This window comes from Candidatus Effluviviaceae Genus V sp. (assembly GCA_014728125.1).
Lineage (GTDB): Bacteria > Joyebacterota > Joyebacteria > Joyebacterales > Joyebacteraceae > WJMD01.
Genome location: WJMD01000152.1, coordinates 1 through 3,789 on the forward strand (window position 1 = coordinate 1; position 3,789 = coordinate 3,789).

Sequence of the window (3,789 nt, forward strand, 5' to 3'; positions counted from 1 at the left end):
CTCGACGGCGTCAAGAAGCAGGTTCATGCCGAGCGTATCGCTCGCCATGTGCCCGGCGATGACGACGTTGATGTGGTTCTTCTCCGCTTCCTCGCGGTGCTTCTCCGGAAGATGCATCGCGACCATCGTCCCGATGTCCGATGTGTTGGAGAGCCGCTCGAACGTCTTCTCGGACCCGCTCGTTCCGCCCGTCATGTCGACGAAGATCCTCCCGGCACGCCGCTTCTTGTCGCCGGCGAAGACCTTGAGCGCCATGTCCTCCTTCTCCGCCTCCCGGTACTCCGGGATGCCGCGAAGGACGTCGATCACATCGCCCACCGTCTCCGGGTTCTCCTCGTCGAAGAGGCCCTGCAGATGACCGGCGACGCAGTTGTCGGCGGGCGTGTGGGTACAGATCATCGGGATGTCAAGGAGGCGCGCCGCGTCGACGGCCCGCATGTGATTCGCGGGCAGCACGCGTCGGGAGACCTCCGAGATGCGCGGCTTCAGAAGGCCCTCGGCGACGTTGATCGGGACGCCGAAGCGGGCGAGGATGTCGGCCTGCATGGCCATCACCCCGCCGAGGCAGGCGAGCCCACGCCCCTCGGGGTGGTGGCCCCAGACGAGGTCGATCGAGGTCCCCTTCTCCCTGAGCCGGTCGGCCAGGACGACCTCTCCGACCTCCGTGTCGATGCCGACCATGATACTCCTGACATCAACATCGTCGGCGCCGTGGAGTCGTCGGGAGTCGGAGTACGGATTCGAGAGGAGCTCGGTATCGTACCGCTCCTGCTCGGCGGGTTTCAGTTCTTCGTGCTGCTTCCTGCGTCGGTCGAGTTCCTTCTGGACATGCTCCCCGCCGCGCGGGTCGACCGAGATGCCGTGAGCGATCGCCGCCTCGAACAGGTCCTTCAGCTTCATTCTTCCTCCCGAAACCACCGCCCGTCTTCGGCTCTCGCGGGAGCCGGCGTCGCTCAGGACAGGATCTCAGTTGCGATGCGCCGTACGTCGTTGCCGTCGGCGCGCCCCTTGACCTTCGGCATCACGGTCTTCATGACGGAACCGAGGTCCTTCATGGACCCCGCTCCGGTCTCGTCGATCGCGTCGGCAACGAGGGCCCTGAGCTCGTCTTCGGACAGCCCCTCGGGAAGATACGACTCGACGACCTCGAGCTTCCGGCGCTCCGGACCGGCGATGTCCTCGCGTCCGGCCTGCTCGAACTGATCGACCGCCTCTCTCAGCTTCTTCGCGACGCGCGCGACGACATCGACGGCATCCTCTTCGGAGAGGTCGCTCCCGAGTTCTATGCGTCTGTTCTTGAGCTCCGAGCGAATGAAGCGGATCGCGTTCAGACGTTCCGCCTCGCGCGCCTTCGCCGCCGCGACCATGTCGCTGTCAAGACGTTCGAGGAGACCCACGGTGCTACCTCCGCGGCTCGGTTCTACCGACGCCTCCTGCCGCCTCGCTTCTGCTGCTTGAGCTTGAGCTTGCGGAGCTTACGCTTCGCCGCACTCTTCTTGCGCTTGCGCTTCTCGCTGGGCTTCTCGAAGTGCTGGTGCTTCCGAAGGTCGGACAGAACGCCCGCCTTCTCACAGCGCTTCTTGAAACGTCTGAGCGCGCGCTCGAAGGACTCTCCGTCCTTCACTCGCACTCCCGGCATCCAGGTTCACCCCCTCCCGATCGCCGGCTGGAACTGATAGCCTGTCGAAAGCTGAACATCCCCCTGGACGGTGCGTCACAGCCGCGACGCGCCGCCGGCGGGAGCCTGTGTCCGACTCAGACATATCAGAATAACGGATACTGAACCGATTGTCAACCGCTTTTGCCGCGGTCAGGGCAGGAGGCCGCCCACGTGGTGTGAGATGAGCGTCGCGACCGCGGCGGCCGCCCAGTCGCCCCGCAGGATCCGATCCCCCAGACCGACGGCGACGTATCCCGCGGCGACGAGCCGGTCCACCTCGACCGCGGCCAGACCTCCCTCCGGCCCGACGATGCAGGCGAGCGTCCCCGGGTCGCGTACGCCCTGAAGCGCCTCGCGGAGGTCGACGCCGCCCTCCTCCCAGGCGACAAGTCGTGCGTCCGCCTCATGCCGGACGATGAACTCGTCGAGCGTCACAGGCTCCGTCACGTCGGTCACGAAGACGCCCCGCGACTGCTTCGTGGCGGCGACCGTCACGGCCCGCCAGCGCTCCACGCGGCGGGCGGTCGTCGTCGGATCAAGCCGGGGGACGACACGCTCCGTCAGGAGCGGGACGATCCTGGCTGTTCCCAGCTCGGCCAGCCGCCGCGCGGCCGAGTCGAAATCCCGTCCCTTCAGAAGGGCCTGTCCCACGACGAGTTCGACGCCCTCTGCTCTCGACCGGGTCCGGCGCTCGACGATCTCGAGTTCGACGCGGTCGTCCGCGGAGACGACCCGGGCGGCCGCCTCGGTGCCCTCGCCGTCGATGAGCCGGATCAGCTGACCGGTCCGCGCCCGGGCGGCCCTGGCCGCGTGCCGTCCCTCGTCGCCCTCGAGCGACGCGAACGGTCCGTCGAGACCGCCGGGCGTGACGATGTACGTCGGGAGCATCCAGGCTCCGCGCTCGTCCAGGGCGGACCTGGTCATCGTCCGCCCCGCCCCCGGTCGGGATGGCGCGGACGCCGCGGTCCGGGCACGCCGTCGGTGTGAAGCTCCCCGAGCTTCTTGAGGAGCTTCTTCTCCTCACCCGAGGGACGCTCGGGAACCCAGACGACGATGCGGACGAGCTGGTCCCCCGCGCCGCGGCCCCGCAGGTGGGGTATACCCTTGCCACGCATCCTGAGCGTCGTGCCCGACTGTGTGCCGGCGGGGATCTTCAGGCGGGCCTTGCCGGACAGGGTGGGTACCTCGCGGCTTCCTCCGAGGGCGGCGGTGTCGACGGGAACCGGCAGCTCCACGAGGACGTCGTCGCCGACGCGTTCGAAGAGCTCGTGCTCGAGCTCGTCAATGACGACGACCAGGTTCCCCGGGGGACCGCCACGGGCTCCGGCGTTGCCGGCGCCCGATATCGGGATGTAGTTGCCCGACGTGACGCCCTCGGGTACGTGCACATCGACGGTCTCCGTACCTCTCGTCACGCCGAGCCCGGAGCACGAACCGCATTTCTCGTCGATGACCTGTCCCGTCCCTCCGCACGTCGGACATGCGGAGACGCTCTGAAAGGTGCCGAACATGCCCATGCTCTGCTGACGGGACACACGCCCGGCGCCGTTGCAGTCGGTGCAGGTCCTCGGGCTCGTTCCGGGCTTCGCGCCGCTCCCGCCGCAGGTGTCGCACGTGGTCAGCCGGGACACCTTGATCTTCTTCGTGACGCCCTTCGCGATCTCCTCGAGACGCAGCTTGAGACGGATCCTGATGTCGGAGCCGCGCTCAGGTCCGCGGCGCCGCGGCCGCGCCGCGCCGCCGAAGATACCGTCGAAGACGCCCTCGCCGCCGAAGGCGTTCATGAAGGTCCGCAGAGCATCGTCCATGTCGAAGCCCTGCGCGCTCTGGAACCCCTGGAACTGCGGCCCCGGGCCGGCGGCCCCGAACTGATCGTACTGAGCGCGCTTCTCCGAGTCCGACAGGACCTCGTAAGCCTCGGTCGCCTGTTTGAAACGCTCCTCCGCCTCCTCGTCACCCGGGTTCTTGTCCGGGTGGTACTTGAAGGCGAGTTCGCGGTACGCCTTCTTGATGGCGTCTGCGTCGGCGTCCCTGTCGACGCCGAGCACTTCGTAGTAGTCAGGGCTCCCAGGCATGGAACTCCATCCGCTCGGTTCCGGATATCATCATCGCCGCGGCCCGGGTCGTCC

5 protein-coding genes are annotated in these 3,789 nt (G+C 67.6%); all 5 read right to left on the reverse strand.

Annotation, left to right across the window (positions count from 1 at the left end):
- Positions 1-900: NGG1p interacting factor NIF3 (locus GF405_09345; protein MBD3368355.1), on the reverse strand; the 900-nt coding region annotated here is incomplete at its 3' end.
- Between the two features lie 53 nt (positions 901-953).
- Entirely contained in the window at positions 954-1,397 is a 444-nt protein-coding gene (locus tag GF405_09350) for a GatB/YqeY domain-containing protein (GenBank protein MBD3368356.1), read from the reverse strand.
- A gap of 23 nt (positions 1,398-1,420) precedes the next feature.
- Positions 1,421-1,639 (reverse strand): 30S ribosomal protein S21, encoded by a 219-nt coding sequence (gene rpsU, locus GF405_09355; GenBank protein MBD3368357.1) that lies wholly within the window; start codon positions 1,637-1,639, stop codon positions 1,421-1,423.
- Between the two features lie 171 nt (positions 1,640-1,810).
- Positions 1,811-2,584 carry an RsmE family RNA methyltransferase gene (locus tag GF405_09360; protein MBD3368358.1) on the reverse strand — a complete coding sequence of 258 codons (774 nt, stop codon included), beginning with the start codon at positions 2,582-2,584 and terminating at the stop codon, positions 1,811-1,813.
- Complete coding sequence (gene dnaJ, locus GF405_09365; protein MBD3368359.1) at positions 2,581-3,735, reverse strand: molecular chaperone DnaJ; 1,155 nt, start codon at positions 3,733-3,735, stop codon at positions 2,581-2,583. Before dnaJ ends, GF405_09360 begins: the two co-directional genes overlap by 4 nt.
- Positions 3,736-3,789: the final 54 nt, after the last annotated feature.

Coding starts and splice junctions, on each gene's coding strand:
- GF405_09360 (MBD3368358.1), bottom strand. CDS start 2,584: ATGACCAGGTCCGCCCTGGACGAGCGCGGAGCCTGGATGCTCCCGACG.
- rpsU (MBD3368357.1), bottom strand. CDS start 1,639: ATGCCGGGAGTGCGAGTGAAGGACGGAGAGTCCTTCGAGCGCGCGCTC.
- dnaJ (MBD3368359.1), bottom strand. CDS start 3,735: ATGCCTGGGAGCCCTGACTACTACGAAGTGCTCGGCGTCGACAGGGAC.